Source organism: Mesorhizobium sp. M0862 (genome assembly GCF_040319795.1).
Lineage (GTDB): Bacteria > Pseudomonadota > Alphaproteobacteria > Rhizobiales > Rhizobiaceae > Mesorhizobium.
Map to the genome: position 1 here is coordinate 49604 of NZ_JAMYOJ010000014.1, position 17001 is coordinate 66604.

24 protein-coding genes and 2 pseudogenes are annotated in these 17001 nt (G+C 62.1%); 15 read left to right on the forward strand and 11 right to left on the reverse strand.

Features of this window, described 5'->3' with window-relative positions; translation table 11 throughout:
- Positions 1-137: 137 nt before the first annotated feature.
- The 3 genes and pseudogenes from NKI15_RS20995 to NKI15_RS21005 form a co-directional block, all read right to left on the reverse strand.
- Positions 138-809: pseudogene (locus NKI15_RS20995) on the reverse strand (terminase large subunit domain-containing protein); the annotation flags it as partial.
- Complete coding sequence (locus NKI15_RS21000) at positions 736-1119, reverse strand: hypothetical protein (protein ID WP_023747786.1); 384 nt, start codon at positions 1117-1119, stop codon at positions 736-738. The gene NKI15_RS21000 and the pseudogene NKI15_RS20995, both read right to left, overlap by 74 nt.
- Positions 1112-1534, reverse strand: coding sequence for a hypothetical protein (locus tag NKI15_RS21005; protein WP_023747787.1), 423 nt, complete (start codon positions 1532-1534; stop codon positions 1112-1114). The genes NKI15_RS21000 and NKI15_RS21005 overlap by 8 nt, the downstream gene beginning before the upstream one ends.
- Positions 1535-2056: 522 nt before the next feature.
- On the opposite strand from NKI15_RS21005, the pseudogene NKI15_RS31985 reads away from it, so the two are divergent.
- Both NKI15_RS31985 and NKI15_RS31990 read left to right on the forward strand, forming a co-directional pair.
- Positions 2057-2656, forward strand: a pseudogene (locus tag NKI15_RS31985) (IS1595 family transposase); the annotation flags it as partial.
- Between the two features lie 35 nt (positions 2657-2691).
- Positions 2692-2949, forward strand: a complete 258-nt coding sequence (locus tag NKI15_RS31990; RefSeq protein ID WP_502898682.1) for a transposase — start codon at positions 2692-2694, stop codon at positions 2947-2949.
- A gap of 278 nt (positions 2950-3227) precedes the next feature.
- Here the strand turns inward: NKI15_RS31990 and NKI15_RS21015 are convergent, their stop codons facing one another.
- Positions 3228-3743 (reverse strand): hypothetical protein, encoded by a 516-nt coding sequence (locus NKI15_RS21015; RefSeq protein ID WP_156932411.1) that lies wholly within the window; start codon positions 3741-3743, stop codon positions 3228-3230.
- A 131-nt stretch (positions 3744-3874) separates the two neighbouring features.
- Between NKI15_RS21015 and NKI15_RS21020 the strand changes: the two genes are divergently transcribed.
- The 6 genes from NKI15_RS21020 to NKI15_RS21045 all read left to right on the forward strand — a co-directional run bounded on the left by NKI15_RS21020 (position 3875) and on the right by NKI15_RS21045 (position 7231).
- Complete coding sequence (locus tag NKI15_RS21020) at positions 3875-4429, forward strand: hypothetical protein (protein WP_023747789.1); 555 nt, start codon at positions 3875-3877, stop codon at positions 4427-4429.
- Between the two features lie 25 nt (positions 4430-4454).
- Positions 4455-5525 carry a class I SAM-dependent methyltransferase gene (locus NKI15_RS21025; RefSeq protein ID WP_352515070.1) on the forward strand — a complete coding sequence of 357 codons (1071 nt, stop codon included), beginning with the start codon at positions 4455-4457 and terminating at the stop codon, positions 5523-5525.
- 247 nt (positions 5526-5772) lie between these two features.
- Entirely contained in the window at positions 5773-6216 is a 444-nt protein-coding gene (locus NKI15_RS21030) for a Ros/MucR family transcriptional regulator (RefSeq protein WP_023671447.1), read from the forward strand.
- A 42-nt stretch (positions 6217-6258) separates the two neighbouring features.
- Positions 6259-6453 (forward strand): hypothetical protein, encoded by a 195-nt coding sequence (locus NKI15_RS21035; protein WP_352515069.1) that lies wholly within the window; start codon positions 6259-6261, stop codon positions 6451-6453.
- A 114-nt stretch (positions 6454-6567) separates the two neighbouring features.
- Complete coding sequence (locus NKI15_RS21040) at positions 6568-6837, forward strand: hypothetical protein (protein ID WP_023697755.1); 270 nt, start codon at positions 6568-6570, stop codon at positions 6835-6837.
- A gap of 94 nt (positions 6838-6931) precedes the next feature.
- Positions 6932-7231, forward strand: a complete 300-nt coding sequence (locus NKI15_RS21045; RefSeq protein WP_352515068.1) for a hypothetical protein — start codon at positions 6932-6934, stop codon at positions 7229-7231.
- 22 nt (positions 7232-7253) lie between these two features.
- Here the strand turns inward: NKI15_RS21045 and NKI15_RS21050 are convergent, their stop codons facing one another.
- Positions 7254-7667 carry a DoxX family protein gene (locus NKI15_RS21050; protein ID WP_023727103.1) on the reverse strand — a complete coding sequence of 138 codons (414 nt, stop codon included), beginning with the start codon at positions 7665-7667 and terminating at the stop codon, positions 7254-7256.
- 144 nt (positions 7668-7811) lie between these two features.
- Complete coding sequence (locus NKI15_RS21055; RefSeq protein WP_023747791.1) at positions 7812-8285, reverse strand: Lrp/AsnC family transcriptional regulator; 474 nt, start codon at positions 8283-8285, stop codon at positions 7812-7814.
- Positions 8286-8399: 114 nt separating this feature from the next.
- On the opposite strand from NKI15_RS21055, the gene NKI15_RS21060 reads away from it, so the two are divergent.
- Complete coding sequence (locus tag NKI15_RS21060; protein WP_023747792.1) at positions 8400-8957, forward strand: RBBP9/YdeN family alpha/beta hydrolase; 558 nt, start codon at positions 8400-8402, stop codon at positions 8955-8957.
- Between the two features lie 83 nt (positions 8958-9040).
- Positions 9041-9406: a VOC family protein gene (locus NKI15_RS21065; RefSeq protein WP_023747793.1), complete on the forward strand. Its 366-nt coding sequence runs from the start codon at positions 9041-9043 to the stop codon at positions 9404-9406.
- Here NKI15_RS21065 and NKI15_RS21070 read toward each other — a convergent pair.
- Complete coding sequence (locus tag NKI15_RS21070; RefSeq protein ID WP_023671439.1) at positions 9403-9567, reverse strand: hypothetical protein; 165 nt, start codon at positions 9565-9567, stop codon at positions 9403-9405. The two genes, NKI15_RS21065 and NKI15_RS21070, sit on opposite strands and share 4 nt — an antisense overlap.
- Positions 9568-9809: 242 nt before the next feature.
- On the opposite strand from NKI15_RS21070, the gene NKI15_RS21075 reads away from it, so the two are divergent.
- Positions 9810-9986, forward strand: coding sequence for a hypothetical protein (locus NKI15_RS21075; RefSeq protein WP_023671438.1), 177 nt, complete (start codon positions 9810-9812; stop codon positions 9984-9986).
- Positions 9987-10099: 113 nt separating this feature from the next.
- Complete coding sequence (locus NKI15_RS21080; RefSeq protein ID WP_023685943.1) at positions 10100-10393, forward strand: DUF982 domain-containing protein; 294 nt, start codon at positions 10100-10102, stop codon at positions 10391-10393.
- A gap of 49 nt (positions 10394-10442) precedes the next feature.
- Here NKI15_RS21080 and NKI15_RS21085 read toward each other — a convergent pair whose 3' ends face one another.
- On the reverse strand, positions 10443-11162 hold the full coding sequence (locus tag NKI15_RS21085; RefSeq protein ID WP_023671436.1) for a Crp/Fnr family transcriptional regulator: 720 nt from the start codon (positions 11160-11162) through the stop codon (positions 10443-10445).
- A 195-nt stretch (positions 11163-11357) separates the two neighbouring features.
- Here NKI15_RS21085 and NKI15_RS21090 point away from each other — a divergent pair, with 195 nt between their 5' ends.
- Both NKI15_RS21090 and NKI15_RS21095 read left to right on the forward strand, forming a co-directional pair.
- The gene (locus NKI15_RS21090) at positions 11358-11675 is read left to right on the forward strand and encodes a DUF6894 family protein (RefSeq protein WP_023753170.1); all 318 of its coding nucleotides are present in this window, start codon (positions 11358-11360) and stop codon (positions 11673-11675) included.
- Positions 11676-11782: 107 nt separating this feature from the next.
- The gene (locus NKI15_RS21095) at positions 11783-12283 is read left to right on the forward strand and encodes a hypothetical protein (RefSeq protein ID WP_023689858.1); all 501 of its coding nucleotides are present in this window, start codon (positions 11783-11785) and stop codon (positions 12281-12283) included.
- 38 nt (positions 12284-12321) lie between these two features.
- On the opposite strand, the gene NKI15_RS21100 is transcribed toward NKI15_RS21095, so the two are convergent.
- The 3 genes from NKI15_RS21100 to NKI15_RS21110 all read right to left on the reverse strand — a co-directional run bounded on the left by NKI15_RS21100 (position 12322) and on the right by NKI15_RS21110 (position 15681).
- Complete coding sequence (locus NKI15_RS21100; protein WP_023689857.1) at positions 12322-14436, reverse strand: EAL domain-containing protein; 2115 nt, start codon at positions 14434-14436, stop codon at positions 12322-12324.
- Between the two features lie 145 nt (positions 14437-14581).
- The gene (locus NKI15_RS21105) at positions 14582-15139 is read right to left on the reverse strand and encodes an RNA polymerase sigma factor (protein WP_023693751.1); all 558 of its coding nucleotides are present in this window, start codon (positions 15137-15139) and stop codon (positions 14582-14584) included.
- Positions 15140-15231: 92 nt separating this feature from the next.
- Positions 15232-15681 (reverse strand): DUF427 domain-containing protein, encoded by a 450-nt coding sequence (locus NKI15_RS21110; protein WP_023707125.1) that lies wholly within the window; start codon positions 15679-15681, stop codon positions 15232-15234.
- Between the two features lie 817 nt (positions 15682-16498).
- Between NKI15_RS21110 and NKI15_RS21115 the strand changes: the two genes are divergently transcribed.
- The gene (locus NKI15_RS21115; protein ID WP_023685937.1) at positions 16499-16990 is read left to right on the forward strand and encodes a Csu type fimbrial protein; all 492 of its coding nucleotides are present in this window, start codon (positions 16499-16501) and stop codon (positions 16988-16990) included.
- Positions 16991-17001 lie beyond the last annotated feature (11 nt).

Here is a 17001-nt window from a genome sequence, read left to right on the forward strand (position 1 = left end):
CGAAGGTGACGGATGAGGGGTGTTCCAGGGAACGCCGACGCCTCACTCCGCTGGAACACCCCTCATCCGTCTCGGCGCTATCGCGCCGATCCACCTTCTCCCACAAGGGGGGAAGGAAGAGCGCGCACCTCACCCGTCAAGAACCGCAGCACCACGTCGCTCATGCCCAGCAGCGGCGTGAACGTCACGATGGTGATGCCGCCGGTGGCGTTGGTGCGGGCCAGGCCTTCGGAATAGATATCGAGCGGCGGCTCCTCGTCGAACCAGACGCCGTGCAGGGTTTCGCCCTGCCACTTTTCGCGGCCTTTCTCATAGGACTTGAACGACAGCACCGATTCATCGGCCTGGACATCGCCGCCGCCGCCCCAGCGCACCACGATGCTGTCGAGCGCGCCCGGGGCGCCGCGGCCCATGGTCGTGTGCAGGATGGCGTTGGCCGGGATCATGCCGGTGCCCCATGCCGCCTGCTGCTGCGGCGGGCCGACCAGCACGCGCTGCGGGTTGTCGCGCGTGCCCTCGCCCGTCACGCCGGCAGCCCATAGCCTGACGGGGGTGTCGAAGGTCTTGCCCTGCCACCACGCGGGGTAGCGGCCGGTGAGATGCATGGCCCATTCGGCGCCGCCGGCCCTGGTCTTGCCGAGCTGGTTGCCGGCCATGAACAGACGTTCCCGGTTCTGCGCGCCGGCGGCGTGAAACTGCGCCTGCCTGGGATAAGGCCGGTAGGCGGCAAGCTGGTTAGTCCTGCGCCTGCGGTCCAGCTCCTGCAGCAGCGCCAGATAGTGGCGGCGCGCCTTCAGGCTGGTCGCCAAACGGCCCGAGGACGGCTTCGAGGCCGCGGATGCGGCGGCGGATCTCGTCATCGCTCAGGGCTTCCAGGTCAGATGAAACATGCAAATCCTTGGCCAGATCCTTGGGCAGCACCGATTGCACGATCTTCAGATACTGGTCGGGCTTGTCGGCCCGGACCGCGGCAATGACGCCGGCGCCATGGGCGCGGAAGTCGGCGCGCACCGCGTCGAGGAAATCATCGCCAAGCGTCTTCTTCGTCCGCTTCGGCTTGGCAGCGGCGGCAGTCGCCTTGCGGCCAGGACGAGAACGCGGCGCCGTCCGGTCAGCCATGATCCGAGATCCCGGCGGGCTCGGCGGTCGCTGCCTGCTTCGCCTGCTTTGCCGGCCTTGCCCGCTTGATCTTGCCGGACTTGATCTTGCCGGACTTGCGCCGTGCCGATTTTGGCCCTGACCGTTTTGGGGCGGCCTTGCGGGCGGCACCGGCTGGCGCGTGGCGCTTTTCGGCAGACGCGGCTTTCAGGCTTGCCCTGGCGATCGCCCTTGCGTCGTGCGCGCCGCGCGGAAAGCCGAAGCCGCCGATGGCATCGACAGGACCACCGCGAACCATGCCGATCAGCACGCCCGGCACGACCGGCTCGATACGGCCGATGCGCGCCTGCGGGGCAGCGCCCTCGAACACGCCAATGGCGCTGACGACCTCGCGGCCGTCATCGTCGGTGATGATGGTGGCATAGCGGTTGGACAAGGGAGGCCTCGCGGATAAGGCAGAATGAACCGAGGATAGCGTTCCTTCACGCCCCCCTCTGTCCTGCCGGACATCTCCCCCTCAAGGGGGGAGATTGGCAGCTCCAGGGTCGCGACCAATTTGCAGCGCTGACGATTGGCGAAAGCAAGGGGCAGTCCGATCTCCCCCCCGTGTGGGGGTTGAGGAGTGGTCCGCGCAGCGGACGGAAAGCCAATTGCTTGGCTTTCCGAACGACGAACGTCCGGCAGGCCAGAGGGGGGTGCTGTCCCGCCGACATCCGATATCCGCACGCTGTGGGCATCAGGAAAACAAAACCCGCCTCCTGGGCGGGTCGCTGGCGCAAATCAGCATCGTGGGCAAATCATAGCAAAGCTGCCCTCACCCGTCAAGGCAAATAAGAAATAATTCCTAATTATATACTTGACGTACCAGACGGATTTTGCGATAACGGATCCAAGCAGTTACCGCAATGTTCGATCTGACCAACGCCATTTACCACGACGCCGACAAGGCCGCGAGCATTTGGAGGCTATCCATTGGCCCCACGGCCCGTTCTGCCCTCATTGCGGCAATGCCAATCCTGAGCGCATTACCAAATTGGCGGGCAAGTCCACGCGCCCCGGCGTCTACAAATGCAATGAATGCCGTGCGCCCTTTTCTGTAACGGTCGGCACTGTATTCGAGCGTTCCAAGATCGGCCTGCACAAGTGGGTGCTGGCTTCGCATCTCTACGCCTCATCCAAGAAAGGCATGTCCGCTCACCAGCTGCACCGTATGCTCGGCGTCACCTACAAGACCGCTTGGTTTATGGCTCACCGCATTCGCGAAGCCATGAAGGAAGACGTTAAGTCTGCCGGTCCGCTTGGCGGCGAAGGCAAGACCGTTGAAGCCGACGAGACCTATATCGGCAAGCGTGAGACGCCCCGCATTTCAGAACAGCGCATGGGCCGTCCCTTCACCAAGAAGGGCAAGGGCGGCGGCGCGCATAAGCGCATTGTGGTTGGTCTTGTCGAGCGCGGCGGCAAAGCCCGCATGTTCCATTTGAACGACGCTACGGCCTCTACCGTGCGCGATGTGCTGGTTCGCAACGTGTCGCGTGACACGACGCTCTATACCGACTCGTCGCGCCTCTACACGCGCACTGGCGAGGAATATGCATCGCACAAGACGACCAATCACGCGCTGGCGAATACGTGCGCTACGAAGGCACCGAGACCATCCACTCAAATACTATTGAGGGCGTGTTCTCAGTGTTCAAGCGCGGCATGGTTGGCGTCTATCAGCATTGCGGCGAAGCTCACTTGCACCGCTACCTTGCCGAGTTCGATTTCCGCTACAATCGCCGCACCGCGTTGAAAGTCTTGGATGCAGAACGCGCCGAAGACTTGCTTCGCATGGCCGCGACAAGCGTTTGACCTATCGGCGGATTGGTGAAGCCGGTCACGCCTAAGCAGAAGGCGAGAAAGTTTCTCCACAGGCGAAAGAAACGCCGACTCGACTCAGACTAAACGGCGGGCCATTGTTCCCATGCACCAACTAAAGGTGGGGAGAGAAATGGCAAAAAACGAAACCACATCTAAGGGCGTCGCAAGCGCGGCGTCCAAAATTCTAAGCAATCCCAAGTCATCAAAAGCTGAGAAAAGCGTAGCTGCGTCAGCTTTGACCCAGGCAAAGGACAAGGGACCGGGACGGTCTAGCCGTGGCAAAAAAGGTTAGCGATTGCGTATAGTGCTAGGCCGGCAAGCGGTGCAATTGCCGCCGCCCAAAATGCAATAGTTAGCCACTTTGCGTTGCCGGCCAGTATAATTGCGTTTTCAGCGATGCCTGCCGAATAGTTTTGGGCCTCTATGCCGATCGACTCGTGAAGCGGGTCCGACAGGCTTCCATACCATTTCTCCGGTTCGTTTCCGGGATAGTTGAAATCGACAGGACGGGCCGAATAGAAACTACAACCTGCTGCAATACCAAAGGCAATTCCAATGGCGAGGCCAGCTAAAAGCAGCGGAAGATCAGGTTTTGCGGCGTAATATCCGACCGACGCAGCCAAAATAGCGCCAGAGAACCCGCTGAAGGTTGCCGCCGCTGATGTGGCTCGTTGATCAGCAGCAATGCCAGTGGTTAGTTGGGTAGAAAGATATTTGTCCGCTTGATCGAAAACGAAACGGGTAACTTCATCACTTGCGTTTTCCCAGTCGGGGACGTTTGGCACTCGTTGAATCCTTTTGTTCTGGGTGTCGACTCGGTTGAGCCTTCCCGGTCTTTGGATTTGGCGGCGTCTTCAGCAAACGGCGCAATACCTCGTCGCCCTTTTCCTGGTCTTTGTCTTTGGAAGTTTCCGACATGAACAATCCTTGGGACGTTCGGCCTAGAGCCGACAAGGGCGACGCAACGCCTGATAGCATATTCTTCAACGTCGGCGTAGCGTTGACTAGCTGGGAGCTTCTGGAGTCGGCGCTCGCTGAACTGTTTGATTGCCTCGTATCGGGCTCACCGAACGCGCTCCAATCCAACCGTTCTGGAATCGCCGCATTCATCGCAGTCTCTTCATCGTCTGGGCGAACGCAAATGCTCGACGCAGCCATTCCACGCGCTCTCAAACATTCGAAGTTTCTCGTCGATGCGAAAGCCCTCATCCAGCAAGTGAAGGACTTTGGGGCGCGCCGAAACGAAATCGCTCATGGTATCGTTTTTGACCTGAACGAGGTTGGATTTTATCTCTGTCCCAACAACACAAATCCAAACAAGTGGCACCGAAAAGGACAGAGTATCGGCGCCGCCACTTATCAGTACACTTCTGGCGACCTGTCACACTACATAAGCCAGTTTGAGGCACTGCGATCACTGTGCACGGCCCTGATCGCCAACATCCAATCCGAGCGCGGCGCTCAGGATTAGGTTCGCTGCTCGTTCAGCGTCATCATTGGATAACCTGAACTCCAAGCCGTCGATAAACCACAAGCCAAGAATCGCGTCTGCCGCTCGCGTTATTATCTCGGGCGTGATTTCAATTTCTGGTGCCGGCCTGTCGGTGCGAATCATTAGGAATTTATTCCCGGTACGTCAATTATATAATTGGGAAATAATTCCTACTCTGGTCAAAGCCTCGTCCTTGCCGCCGCCAGCATTGCGCGAGGGCCGCTTCGATGGGATGCTGGGCCTCGTCGGAGAGCGCACAATGAGCGATGTGACCAGTCACTATGGCAGCGGCGGCATCGTCGAGCGCATCTTGTCGGCTGTGCCGGACGCAAAGGCCGGCAGCCTCGCAGCCAAACAACTCTATCCGTTCGATCAGCTTCATGGCCGCGAGCTGATCGCCACGCAGGACCATGCCGCGCGTCTTGCGCCCTCCGCCGGCGATCGGGTTCTGGACATCGGCAGCGGCATTGGCGGCCCGGCCCGGTTCCTTGCCGAGACCTATGGGTGCAGCGTCGACGGCGTCGACCTGACGCAGGCGTTCGTCGTGGCGTCCCGCCGACTGACCGAGTTCTGCGGCCTCGGCGACAAAGTGCGTTTCCATGAGGCCGATGCGACAAGGCTGCCTTTTGCGGACGACACATTCGACGCGGCAATCTGCTTCTATGTCGGCATGAATATCGCTGACAAGGCGGCGGTCATTGGGCAAGCGTGGCGCGTGCTGAAGCCGAAGGCCAGGCTTGTCTGGACCGAGGCGGTGCTGGCGGACGGCGAGCCTCACTATCCCTTGCCTTGGGCGGTGTCGGCTGCGGTCAGCCATCTCGTCGACCGCGAAACCCTGAAGGTCTTGTTTGCTTCAGCCGGATTCCGGGTCGACGACGTCATCGACGAAACCGGCGATCACGTCGAGCTGGCGTTGAAACGGGCAAATTCCGGCATCGTGCCCTCGCCCGCCCAGCAGCAGGCCAATGAGATCGTGCTCGGCGCCGAGTTCGTGCGTCGGCGAAAAAACTACATAAGCAGCCTGAGCGAGGGAAAACTCGCGTCACTGGCCGTTATTGTTTCCAAGCCGGCATGAAACAAAAACCCGCCTGGGCGGCGGGTTGCTGGCGCAAATCAGCACCATGAACAAATCATAGCATAGCTGCCCTCACCGGTCAAGATATGTCAGGAAAGAATTCCTACATCGACATCGATCGGAGACTCGGCGATGCTAGCGCTACCACATCCGGCGTCAAGTCATATGCATATGTTCTAAAGTGCCATGCCGTCGGCTGATGTTGTCTGATAATTTGCCCTTTGGCATCAAGGGGGCAAAAGAAGCCATGTCTGAGGACAAAATCCGAAATATAAATCTGACCGCCGACATCGTCGCGGCATTCGTGCGCAACAATTCAGTGCCTCCGGATAGCCTGCCGGCGTTGATCGAGAGCGTCAATGCAGCGCTCGCGGCCGTGGACAATCCCGTTGCTCCGCCGCAACCTGCGCCTGAGCCCGCGGTCAACCGCAAGCGCTCGGTAACGCCGAATTTCATTTACTGCCTCGAGGATGGCAAGAAGTTCAGGTCGCTGCGGCGTCATCTCGGCTCCGCCCATGGCATGACGCCGGAAGCCTATCGCGCCAAATGGGACCTGCCCGGCGACTATCCGATGACGGCGCCCAGCTACGCCGCCAAACGATCGGAGCTGGCAAAGGAGTTCGGGCTCGGCATCAGAACACCCGAGGCCCCGGCCGCCAAGGCGCCGGCCAAGAGCAAGACCAAGGCGTAAAGGCACGCCCCCTCCGTGCCGTACGCCTGCTGGAGGACGATCATGGTGGCCGGAGAGCCCAATGACGTTCGCGTGGAACGTGTCGACCGCCGCCAATGGGCGGTGCTGGTTGCCGAGAATGGCACGGTGACCCAGCATCTGTTCATGGCCCAGGAAGCGGCCGAGGAGTCTGCCGACGGCGAGCGGACAAGGCTCGGCCTTCCCGCCAGGCCGCCGGCGGCGGATCCGCTGGCCTGAACAGTCCTTCAACCGGCTGCAGGATACAAGACGCAGCCTTCGACAGGCCGTCTAGCGACTGGTCATTAGCTGGCTCTTATGGAATCATTCCAATCCAACTCGGGGAAGAGCGGGATGGACAAACCAGCCATGGCATCCGTGTTCAGGATGCGGCAAGCGCCAGCCACTGTTTCGGGCGTTCGCAGCGTCGGCCAGGGCCAGGCCGATCCGGTCATCGGCAGAAGGCCGCTCGGCGAGGCGATCCGCTTCGTCATCGACGCCCATCCCCATTACGACATCAGCGGCGTTTCGATCGCCTATGGCGACGGCTCGGCCCCTCGCCTCGGCAGCCGGGAGGTCAAGGCGCTGTGGGCCGAATATGGCCGCCGCTGGATGGAAGAGTAGCGCAGGCCATCAGCCGACGCCTATCGCTTGCATCCCCGTCCGGATCGTAACAGCGGCTCATGCGTTGAGCGTGAGCCAAATGGGAGCAACAGCCATGAACGTCGCCAATCTGCAACTCGAAGGCCTGCTGATGGCCGTCGCCTCGATCAATCAGGTGCTGGTGCGCAAGGGCCTGCTCACGGTGGAGGATATCGACATCGCGCTGCGCAAGGCCATCGAAACCGGCGAGGAGCGGTCCGACGGCATGTCGGAGTCCAACCGCGACGCCGTCAACTTTCCGATCAGACTGCTGGAACTGGCCAATCAATGCCAGCCGGAGGCGGACATGCCGTCCTTCTCGAAACTGGCCCGCATGGTCGGCCAGATGAAGGAACCCTACAACGACCAGATGTGAGGCGGTCTGCCGACGCGGGGCCTCACCCTCGGCCAAGTTTCGAGGCAAGCACGCTGCCCGGTCCATGCACGGCGGCAAACAGCAGGCCGGCGGCGAACGGGAAATGGGACATGAAGGCGCCGAACTCGGCCTGGTTGCCGGCCCAGTGCGACGGGCCGTGGAAGGCAAAGCCTAGGAAGACCACGTAGACGGCGGCGACCAGGGCGGCCGGCGTGAAGAACGCTCCGGTCAGGAGGGCGATCACCAGCAGCGTTTCGAGGATCGCGGCGCACCAGGCCAGAAACAGCGGGAACGGGAAGCCGGCGGCGGCGATGTAGCCGGCGGTCATGTTCATATCCATGAACTTGAACGCTGCCCCCATCGCGAACATGGCGGCCAGGGTCAGGCGGGCGATGAGAATGGCCGCGGTCTGCCACGGCGATTGAACGGCTTCCATGATGTTCTCCAAAGGTTTGCAGCGGGTTCGTCCCAAGGACGGGCGCCACGCCTCCGATCCTACACCAGCCCGCGAAATTCTTTCCCGGCAAAGCCGGACCTCGCAAAAGGAGGCGCTTGCCATCCTCTTGCCGCGCGTGGCCGCTCAGAGCTTCGCCATCAGCTCGCGTCCCAGCCGCTTCGGCGGCTCGGCGCGCAGCACGACATTGGTCGTCACCGCGCCGTAGCGGCCGATGGCGTCGACGATGCTTTCGAGGTCGGGCGGCGACGGCACGACGACCTTGACGAGGAAACAATCCTCACCGGTCACCCGCAGTACCTCGAGCACCTGCGGCATGGCGGCGAATTTCTTCAGGCAGGTCTGGATGTGCTCATGCGTGGTGCGCAGGCGGATCATGGCCATGGTGCCGAGACCGAGGGCGGTGGGATCGATCGCGGCCCGGTAGCCGGCGATGATGCCGCGCTCCTCCAGCCGCTTCACCCGCTCCGACGTCGCGGGCTGGGACAGGCCGACGCGGCGGCCGAGTTCGGAAATTCCGATGCGGCCATCCTCCTGCATGATCTCGATGATTGCCATGTCGGTGGGGTCGAGCCGTGGCCGGTAATCGCCGTTTGTCATGAACACCTTCAATCCATCGGAATTCTTCGTCGCTTTCCGATGATCTCTCATTCCGCGAACAAGGAGAAGCCCTAGGATTGGGACATCATCTGCGGCGAAGAAACAGGATTTTCCATGACCGACTTCATCATTCTGCCGGGCAGCGGCGGATCGGGCGAGGCCCACTGGCAAACACGCTGGCAACAGGCCGACCCGGCGATGCGCCGCTTCAGCCCGGCAAGCTGGGAGCTGCCGGATTTGGACGACTGGGTGGCGGCGCTGGACGTCGCGGTGTCACAGGCACAGACCCCGCCGGTGCTCGTCGCCCACAGTCTCAGCTGCCTGCTGGTCGCGCATTGGCAGGCGGTGTCGAGCCGTCGGATCGGCGGGGCGTTTCTGGTTGCGGTTCCCGACCCGGCCTCGCCGGTCTACCCCTCTTACGGAATTCCCTTCGCCGACACGCCGCGCGGGCCGCTTCGCTTCCCCTCGCTGATCGTTGCCAGCACCGACGATCCCTATGATCCGAACGGTTATGCCCGTGAGAAAGCCGCACAATGGGGCAGCGAACTGCACATCGCCGGGCCGCTTGGTCACATCAACAGCAATAGCGGGCTGGGCGACTGGCCGGCGGGAATGGAGTTGCTGACGGCCTTCGTGAGAGAGAGACAGGCCGACCACGCAATCGCACCATAGACGCCCGAACCGTGCGCCGCGGGCTTGCCCCAGCTTGTCCCGCCAGCTATCTCTCGGGAGGGCGTTTGTGAGGGAGCCTGCGAATGGTGTCCGTCCGATATCTGGTCCGCGATGTCGATCTGTCCATCGCGTTTTATACGAGCCATCTGGGCTTCGCGCTGAAGCAGCAATTCGGTCCGGCGATGGCCATCCTGACGCGCGGCGGCCTTTCGCTCTGGCTCGCCGGCCCCCTGGCGTCGGCAGCCAGGCCGATGCCGGACGGCCGGACACCCGAGCCGGGCGGATGGAACCGCTTTGTGCTCGAAGTCGAGCAATTGCCGTCAATCGTGACTGAGATGGGCGAGGCCGGCGTGCGGTTCCGCAACCAGATGGTCGAAGGTCCGGGCGGGCGACAGATTCTTTGTGAAGACCCGTCCGGCAACGTGATCGAGCTGTTCGAGCCCGGCTAGGCTTCGGCCGTCGCCTCGGATTCGGCGCCGGGCTTTGCCTGGCCTTCCCACTGCCGCTCCGCCTCTGCTTTGCGCTTCGGACAATCCTCGTAGTCATGCTCTCGCGAACCGCAATAGGAGCAGCATTTTGCCGGCGTGTCGGTTCGAAGCATTGTGGCCATGCACAAGAATGCACGAAAATTCATCCGGTTGCAGCAGCGTCTGCGACGTCGCTGCTGGGATGCGTGACCGCCAGCCTGGCGCCGCCCTCAATAGCCGCCGCCGAGGATCGGCAGAATCTCGGCGGCAGACATTGCGCGCGGCGCGTATTCGTCCGGCCTATATCAAAGTTAAATGCGGATGCTGGGCGTGAGGTGGTAGGTGATCGCGATGGGGGGGACTCTCAACGCGCTCGAGGTGTCCCATGGACGTTCGAAATCTGATTGCCAAATTGTCAGCCGCGGTATTGCACCGCCGCGCCGCGTCTTCGCCGATACTGTTCAGGCCGATCCGCAACTCGCTCGCCGACATCCCGTTGAAGCCGGCGCCGCGGCCGCCTTATCGTCCGCATCGGCCGATCTGGCCGGCAAGCAACATGTAGCTCGCCGAGCTGCAACCAGTTTGTGATTTCCTCGTTTATGGCGATCCCGTTTTCAAGGAGGCAGGTGATGAGATCGATCCGGGCGAGACGCGAATGGTTTGGATGGTGAGCGCATGAGCCGTTTTCTGCCCCTGACGATCAGATTCGTGGACGGAAGCGCGATGACGGTGTCGTCGATCGCCGACGCCAGGAGGGCGCTAGGCGGAACATGGAAGAACAAGCAGACGGCGGCCTACAAGGCGGCCGACAGGCTGGTGGACGACGCGTTGAACGGCATTTGCCGCCCGGACATCGCCTTTGCCGCTTTCCAGAATGCCGCCGCCCAACAGGGCTTGCTGAAGCCGGCCAAGCCAAGTGCCGCCCTTGCCATGCTCGACGAATTGGCGTCGCTGGATGGGCATCGTTGAAAGACCGGCTGACGGATTGCCTGCGATGTCATGGCGAACGCCGGATAGCCTATCTCGGCTCGCGGTTCATGCTGAGATAAGTCGGGTCGAACTCGGCGATTTCCACCAGCTGCTGCCAGTCCAGAATGGTCACCATGTAATTCGCCCAGCCGATCACACCGATCTTGCGCAGCGCGCCGATGACCCGGTTCATGTGGACCACCGAAAGCCCAAGCACATCGGCCAGTTCCGCCTGCGACAGGGGAAGCCGGAAACTCATGCCGTTGGTCTGCTTGACCACTTGGAGCCGGACGAACAGCTCGCACACAAGATGCGCCAGGTGCGAGGTCTTGGACCGCCGGCCCATGGCCACGATCCATTCCCGGTGAATGGCGCCATCGACGAGCGTGTCCAGCCACAGCAAGCGGCTGAGATGAGGCGCCTGTTCGGTGATCGTCCTTAGCCGACTGTGGTCGGCGGCGATCACCCGGCATGGCGACAAAGCTATAATGCCATGGTCCATTGTCTTGAGCAGGAAGGCGTGCAAATCGACAAAATCGCCGGGCACCTGCAACGAGGTGAACTGGCGGCCGCCATCCTCCAGCACCTTGTAGCGCGCCGCCAGACCCTCGATGATGAGCGTGCTGTAGCCTGGCCTCGATCCCTCGGAAACGATGTCCTGACCGGTGGCAAAATCCATCTCGATGGTCATGGCGGCTGCCAGCAGCCCCTTTTCCTGCTCGGACAAAGCGTCATGCTGGCCAAGGTTGAGATAAAGCGGTTCTAGCATCGAGGATCCAGTTCGAGATTTCGTGGACATTCGTGGCCTAGCCAAACGCCGGAGATCGGGTGCGGTTGCAATCGGCCGGCACGGCGACGGCTCCTGGCAGGAAATCTGCTCAGGACACAGTCGCATGGAACCATGGGTGCGGGTTGGGATTTAATCCATGTCGCTCAAAAATGGCCCCGATTTTGAGACAACGACATGCATAAAAACACAGACCTGAAGCGCGTCGCCTGCGCCCTTTCAACCGCGACGCGCTTTAGCGTTCTCCAGCAGGGACTTGCACATATGGAACGGTTCTACTTCGACTTGTACAACGCCGAGACCCAGATTGACGAAGAGGGGCAGCTTTTTCCCAGCCGGGAGCGCGCGGGAGCCGAAGCGCTGCGCATATTGCACGATGTGGCGCGCGACGAGATACCGGAGGGCGACCACCGGCGGATCACCGTCAAGATGCTGAACGAGAACAGGGAGCAGATATTCGAAGCGTCGCTGACCATGGCGTCGCTGTGGAGTTGAACTCGTCGACCCTGTCGAGGACTGTATGGAACCTCTTGCCCTCCCCTCTGTTTCCTAAGGAGGGGCCAGCGGCATGAAGCTGCACGGCTGATTGACTGGAGGCATCTATGTCCTTGCAAAAGCTTCATCCCGAGCAGGTCGACGACACACGCAGGCTTGCCTATTCGACCTTTGCCCCGGCGCTGCTCGGTTCGCTCACCAAGCGTCTGGCGCGGTGTCAGGGCGTCAAGGAGCTGGGCGCCCTGGAAAAGTCGCTCATCCGTTTGATCGAAGACTCCGATGTCGATGGGCCGCAAGCCGAGGCGATGAAAGAGTTCGCCATCGAGCTGGTGGTGTCGACGATATCGGAAGCCCGCGCTCACCCCGACACCAAGAGCGATGTCGAAGCCGTTGGCGAGCGCCGCGCCGAAGGCCGCTCCGAGAACCCGCAGACGCTCGAGGAGCAGTTGCAATCAGGGCTCGAAGACAGTTTTCCGGCCAGCGATCCGCCCGCCGTCGTCTCGACCGCCATTTCCGGCGCCTCGAAGGACCTTGTCGGTACAGATGAGGTGTTGCGCCGCAAGAAGGAGGCGGCGCAGCGAAAGCAGGAAAAGGCCGACGCCGGTTAGCCGGACAAGTCGCGCGAGCCCGAGGCGATGAGAAGTCGTCAGCCGAAGCGCTTTTCCGGCGACTGTCCGCTGGCCGGTGACTGTTCGCCGGCCCGCGCGACGATCGCCTCGAGCGGCTCCGGCCGGTGAAGCAGAAAACCCTGGCCATAGGCCACGCCCATGCCGCGCAAAATGTCGAGCGCTTCCTGCTGTTCGATCTTTTCGGCCACCACCGCGCAGCCGAGACTTTTGGCGATGCCCGCTATGGCCGAGACGATCTCGCGGTCGAAACGGCTTTCCGCGATGTTCTCGATGAACGAGCCGTCGATCTTGATCTGATCAACCGGAAAGCGCCGCAAATATTCGAACGAGCTCATGCCGGCGCCGAAATCGTCGAGGCTGACACGGCATTGCCGCTCGCGCGCCTTGCGCACGAACTGCTCGGCGGCGTCGAAATTGGTGACGGCCGCGGTCTCGGTGATCTCGAAGCCGATGCCGGAATGCGGCGCCCCGGTCTCGGCGATGACGGCGTCGACGAAATCCCACAGCAGCGGATCGCTCAGCGTCTGCGCCGACAGATTGAAGCCGAGCATGATGGCGCCTGACCGCATCGCCTTGCCATGCTGCGAAAGCGCTGTCCTGATGATCCAGCGGTCCAGCCGCGAGGCAATGCCGAAGCGCTCGGCGACCGGAATGAATTCGTTGGGCGGGATCAGCTTGCCATTGCGCCCGGCAAGCCGCGCCAGCACCTCGACATGGCGGCTCTCCTGCCAGGGCTGGCCGAGCAGATGGATTTCCTGGCCGAACAGTTTCAGCCGCCCGTCATCCATGGCGTCGACAGTGTCGGCGGCGACACGCGCAGCGTTGAGGCCGCCGGAGCCCGACGCCGCATCGGCCGAAAACACCGCGAAGCGATTGCGCCCGGCCGCCTTGGCCGCATAGCAGGCGTCGTCGGCGCAGGCCAACGCATCGGCAACCGTGGTGGTGGTGTCCTCGACGAAGGCGATGCCGATGCTGGCCGCGAGTTTTCGCGAGGTCACCGGCAGTCCGAGGTCGGCGTCACGGACCGCCGCAAGGATGGCGCCGGCCAGCGCCTCGGCCTTGGCCGGTTGGCAATTGGGCACCAGCAGCGCGAACTCGTCGCCACCGAGGCGCGCGGCACGCGCCGATGCCGGCAGGCAGCCCAGAATACCGGCGGCCACACCCTTCAGCGCCAGGTCGCCGGCGGCGTGGCCGGCGAAGTCGTTGAGCGCCTTGAAGTAGTCGAGATCGACATAGAACACCGCCAGCGGCAAAGCCCGCTCGGTGGCGATGTGCACGGCCAGCAGCCGGTCGAAGGCGGCACGGTTCAAGAGGCCCGTCAGCGCATCGTGGTGAGCGGCGTAGGCGAGTTCCCGCTCGCGTTTCTTGTCCTCGGTGATGTCGCGCACGGTGCCGAGAATCTGGCCCGCCGTCTCGGGCGCCGCGATGAAGCGCACCAGCGATTCGACATGGCGGATTTCGCCGTCGCGCCTGACGATGCGGTATTGCGCGGCGACGACGCCGTCGGTCGAAAGCGGCGCCAGATGGGCGCGCTCTGCGGCATCCTTGTCGTCGGGGTGCAGATAGGAATGCCAGAGGTCGGCGGCCACCTCGTCGGTGTCGGCGACCAGGCCGAATATCTCCCTGGTGCGGGCGTCCCAATAGCTCTTGTTGGCGTCGATATCGTGATGCCAGATGCCGGTGCCGCTGGCCGCCAGCGCCAGGCGAAAGCGCACATTGACCCGCTCCAGTTCGGCTTCCGCCTCTTTCTGCCGGCTGATGTCGGTCTGCACGCCCATCAGCCTGACCGGCCTGCCCGTCTCGTCACGCTCGACAATGCCGCCGCGGTCCAGCACCCAGATCCAGTGGCCGTCCTTGTGCTTGAGGCGTAGCTCGGTCTCGATCGAGGCGGTCAGGCCGGAAATGTGCCGCTCTCCGCTGGCCAGCGCCCGCTGGCGATCGTCGGGATGCGTCAGCTTCAGCCAGAGGTCGTCGCTGTTGGCAAGCTCGCCATCCTCATAACCCAGCATGTGCGACCAGGTTGGCGAATAGAAACAGTCGCCGCTCAAAATATCCCAGTCCCATACGCCGAGATGAGCGCGTTCGAGCGCAAGCGCCCAGAATTCGCCGTTGCGTATTTTCTCTTCAGCCATGCCCTGGTTTCGCTCACTCCGTCGCCGCCACTATGCACGCAAGCAGAGAAGAAAGCGTTACCGGGTGCGCCGCGCCCACAGTGCGGACAAGGCCTGCAATCGTGCCGGACCATGCCGTAAGGCGTCATCATGCGATTGGGGCTCGTCATGCCATTGGCGCCCTGATTGGAACCGCCCTGCCCGGGCCTGGCTCGACGATCCTTATCGCGCGGCGGCGCGCATTGTCCTCAAGCAGGCCGCGCAGTTCCTCACGGCCGCGCGCGATGCGCGACATCAGCGTGCCGGCCGGCACGCCGAGCATCTCGGCGGCCTCGGCATAGGAGAAGCCCTCGATGGCGACCATGGTCAGCGCGGCACGGCGGTCGGGGCTGATCGCCTGCAGCGCGTCGATGATCTCGCGGGCCGCGACATTCTCCAGCTGGTCGGCGGGAGAGGCCTGCACCTCGCCGGCCTCCAGCGGCAGCATCGAGGCCTCGCCTCGCCGGTTCACCTTGCGCATCTGGTCGATGAACAGATGATGCATGATCGTGAACAGCCATTTTCGCGGGCTCTCTCCCGTCTGCCAGTTGTCCAGCCGCAGCAGCGCCCGCTCCAGGCAGTCCTGGACGAGATCGTCGGCGGAATCGCGGTCGCGCAGCAGCGAGCGCGCATAGCGGCGCAGGCGCGGGATTTCGTCGAGAATTGCTCTCTGCTTTTCGTCCATGACCTTTTGTCTTCGTTTCGGCATGCCGTTGCCGCAAAACCGCTGCGCCCCCGGGTGAGGACAGCTTTGGCTGATCTGAAAAATTCCTCTGTTCATGCCTGTCGTCGGCTCCAAAAACGCTGGGCACTTTTGGGCGACAGGCATGACGCGCTCAGCGCGGGCGCGGCGTCGATGGTGACCCGGTGTGGGTAGAAGGCGCCGTGGTCGCGAATTTCAGTCATCTCGTCGAAGGGCTGCTCATAGGCCCACATCGCGTCGTTGCCGGTTTCACCCGCCGGCAGCACGTTCCAGTAGCTGGAGTCGCCCTTGTAGGGGCACAGCGTCGACCGCTCCGTCTTCCTGAGCTTGCGGAAGTCGATGTCCTCGAATGGGATGTAGAAGGAGAAGGGATGGGGCGGCTCGGTCACCATTTTGGCTTTTGCCGAGGAAGCGATGATGTTGCCGCTTGCAAACACGACGACACGCCCGTTGAAGGGCTCGACGGTGATCACCTTGCCCGGATTGCGCCTGAAGCCGGGTGACGGGTTCGCATGCTGATCCATGACTGCTCTCCTTGTCCGCTGGTGGTTCGATGCCGGTCGACGGCGTCAGCTCTCACTGGACACTGATGGGCTGGCGACAGCCGTCACACGCGACAGCTTCTGGCGCTTTTCGAGCTGTGGCTTTTCATAGGTCTTCTTCATCGTTCTTCCTTTTCTGACGTCTGGCAGCCGGTCCGCGCGGCTGCCGGCCGTGGATCATGGCTCCAAGGGACAACAGGCGCATCTCCCGTCCGGCCGATGCGCCGCCGAAGAAATCCGGGCCAGCGTGGCAAGAACGATTCGCATGTGTTTCGCCGCGATCCGACGGCGGTGGATTTATCTCAGCCGGGACGGCCATGCTTGGGCCGGGCGGAACACGGTTTTGGCGAATGCGGCCCTGTCAGCACGACCGCAAGGCTTGGACAGGCGCGAACAGCTACCGGCGCGGCTATGGCGATGGCTGCTTGGCGCCGGTGCACGCCGCGAAATATCGATAATAAAGTACGACAGGTGAGACTCTACAAAATCAAGATGATTTGCCAGATATTTTCGCCTTTTCGGCACGAGAAGCAAAATAAATTTTCGACAGACGAACTTTCACTTCGGAAAAATGTCCATTTCATCTCTGTTAACCAAATATTAACCAAAATTATCCGATACATACCGAAGTTATTCGCTGTCGTAATCCGAATCTAAGTTGTAATAATCGTTGCACAGTTCGCTTCTGACATTACTGTATCGTTGATGTCTTGCGAAGCATGCAACGGAGGAGCTGTAGGAGTGAAATCCGGTCAAGACTGTGTTGCGAGGAACGGTCTGCCCGACGGAGGAAACACGCATGAGATTGCTGAAATATGCGCTGCTGGCGGGAGCGTCGCTGCTTCCCATCCTGCCCGCGATCGCCGCGACCGCGACGGGCAGCATGAATGTCCGCATCACGATTACCGACGAATGCAAGGTGCAGACGGCGAGCGATCTCGATTTCGGCTCGCACGGTGTCATTGATGCGAATGTCGACCAGACCAGCACCATCAACGTGCAATGCACGACCGGCAAGTCCTACAATGTTGGTCTGAGCGCCGGAGCGGGCGCGGGCGCAACGGTTGCTGTTCGCAAGATGACCGGGCCGGCGTCGGCGACGATCGACTACACCATCTACAGGGAAAGCACCCGGACGCAGCTTTGGGGCACCACGATCCCCACCGACACGGTCGGCGGAACCGGCAACGGCGCCATTCAGCCGCTGACGGTCTACGGGCGTGTTCCACCGCAGACGACACCGGCGGCGGGCCTCTACACCGACACCGTTGCGATCACCATAACGTACTGACAATCGATACC

What these genes read in the sequence shown, in the direction of transcription:
- NKI15_RS21105 (WP_023693751.1), bottom strand. Translation starts at nt 15,139, where the DNA reads ATGGACGAAAAGCAGAGAGCAATTCTCGACGAAATCCCGCGCCTGCGC.
- NKI15_RS21000 (WP_023747786.1), bottom strand. Translation starts at nt 1,119, where the DNA reads ATGGCTGACCGGACGGCGCCGCGTTCTCGTCCTGGCCGCAAGGCGACT.
- NKI15_RS21045 (WP_352515068.1), top strand. Translation starts at nt 6,932, where the DNA reads ATGAACGTCGCCAATCTGCAACTCGAAGGCCTGCTGATGGCCGTCGCC.
- NKI15_RS21075 (WP_023671438.1), top strand. Translation starts at nt 9,810, where the DNA reads ATGGACGTTCGAAATCTGATTGCCAAATTGTCAGCCGCGGTATTGCAC.
- NKI15_RS21080 (WP_023685943.1), top strand. Translation starts at nt 10,100, where the DNA reads ATGAGCCGTTTTCTGCCCCTGACGATCAGATTCGTGGACGGAAGCGCG.
- NKI15_RS21070 (WP_023671439.1), bottom strand. Translation starts at nt 9,567, where the DNA reads ATGGCCACAATGCTTCGAACCGACACGCCGGCAAAATGCTGCTCCTAT.
- NKI15_RS21055 (WP_023747791.1), bottom strand. Translation starts at nt 8,285, where the DNA reads ATGACAAACGGCGATTACCGGCCACGGCTCGACCCCACCGACATGGCA.
- NKI15_RS21090 (WP_023753170.1), top strand. Translation starts at nt 11,358, where the DNA reads ATGCATAAAAACACAGACCTGAAGCGCGTCGCCTGCGCCCTTTCAACC.
- NKI15_RS21020 (WP_023747789.1), top strand. Translation starts at nt 3,875, where the DNA reads ATGAACAATCCTTGGGACGTTCGGCCTAGAGCCGACAAGGGCGACGCA.
- NKI15_RS21085 (WP_023671436.1), bottom strand. Translation starts at nt 11,162, where the DNA reads ATGCTAGAACCGCTTTATCTCAACCTTGGCCAGCATGACGCTTTGTCC.
- NKI15_RS21100 (WP_023689857.1), bottom strand. Translation starts at nt 14,436, where the DNA reads ATGGCTGAAGAGAAAATACGCAACGGCGAATTCTGGGCGCTTGCGCTC.
- NKI15_RS21110 (WP_023707125.1), bottom strand. Translation starts at nt 15,681, where the DNA reads ATGGATCAGCATGCGAACCCGTCACCCGGCTTCAGGCGCAATCCGGGC.
- NKI15_RS21095 (WP_023689858.1), top strand. Translation starts at nt 11,783, where the DNA reads ATGTCCTTGCAAAAGCTTCATCCCGAGCAGGTCGACGACACACGCAGG.
- NKI15_RS21040 (WP_023697755.1), top strand. Translation starts at nt 6,568, where the DNA reads ATGGACAAACCAGCCATGGCATCCGTGTTCAGGATGCGGCAAGCGCCA.
- NKI15_RS21065 (WP_023747793.1), top strand. Translation starts at nt 9,041, where the DNA reads ATGGTGTCCGTCCGATATCTGGTCCGCGATGTCGATCTGTCCATCGCG.
- NKI15_RS21115 (WP_023685937.1), top strand. Translation starts at nt 16,499, where the DNA reads ATGAGATTGCTGAAATATGCGCTGCTGGCGGGAGCGTCGCTGCTTCCC.
- NKI15_RS21030 (WP_023671447.1), top strand. Translation starts at nt 5,773, where the DNA reads ATGTCTGAGGACAAAATCCGAAATATAAATCTGACCGCCGACATCGTC.
- NKI15_RS21060 (WP_023747792.1), top strand. Translation starts at nt 8,400, where the DNA reads ATGACCGACTTCATCATTCTGCCGGGCAGCGGCGGATCGGGCGAGGCC.
- NKI15_RS21035 (WP_352515069.1), top strand. Translation starts at nt 6,259, where the DNA reads ATGGTGGCCGGAGAGCCCAATGACGTTCGCGTGGAACGTGTCGACCGC.
- NKI15_RS21050 (WP_023727103.1), bottom strand. Translation starts at nt 7,667, where the DNA reads ATGGAAGCCGTTCAATCGCCGTGGCAGACCGCGGCCATTCTCATCGCC.